Raw genomic sequence first — 569 nt, 5'->3', positions numbered from 1 at the left:
AAGAGCTGGTGATGTGGGCTTCAGCGCAGTTTAATTTTATCAACCTGCCAGACCGCTTCTGTACCGGTTCTTCTATTATGCCGCAGAAGAAGAATCCGGATGTGCCTGAGCTGGTACGGGGCAAGAGTGGCCGGGTCTATGGTCATCTGATGTCATTGCTGACACTGATGAAATCTCAGCCGCTGGCGTACAATAAAGATAACCAGGAAGATAAAGAGCCGCTGTTTGATGCGATCGACACGGTAAAAGGTTGTCTGCGTGCGTTTGCTGACATGGTGCCTGCGATTGAAGCTAAGCGTGAGAATATGCGTGAAGCAGCGCTGCGTGGCTTTTCGACGGCAACTGATCTGGCTGATTATGTGGTCCGCAAAGGGATACCGTTCCGTGATGCCCATGAGATTGTGGGTAAGGCGGTGGCTTATGGTATTGAGCAGAATAAAGACCTGGGTGAGATGACCCTGGAAGAGCTGCAGCAGTTCTCCGATCAGATTACTGCGGATGTGTTTGATGTTCTGACCCTGGATGGCTCGGTCAGTGCCCGTGATCATATCGGTGGTACGGCGCCAAAT

Annotated in this window: 1 protein-coding gene; it reads left to right on the top strand. The window is 51.5% G+C overall.

Annotated elements, in window-relative coordinates:
• On the top strand, window positions 1–569 hold a 569-nt coding region (locus QWI17_RS10565), incomplete at both ends, for a lyase family protein (protein ID WP_302722471.1).

Source organism: Gilvimarinus gilvus (genome assembly GCF_030518155.1).
Lineage (GTDB): Bacteria > Pseudomonadota > Gammaproteobacteria > Pseudomonadales > Cellvibrionaceae > Gilvimarinus > Gilvimarinus gilvus.
Note: the sequence above shows the minus strand (reverse complement) of the source record. Positions and strands in the feature narration are given on the sequence as shown.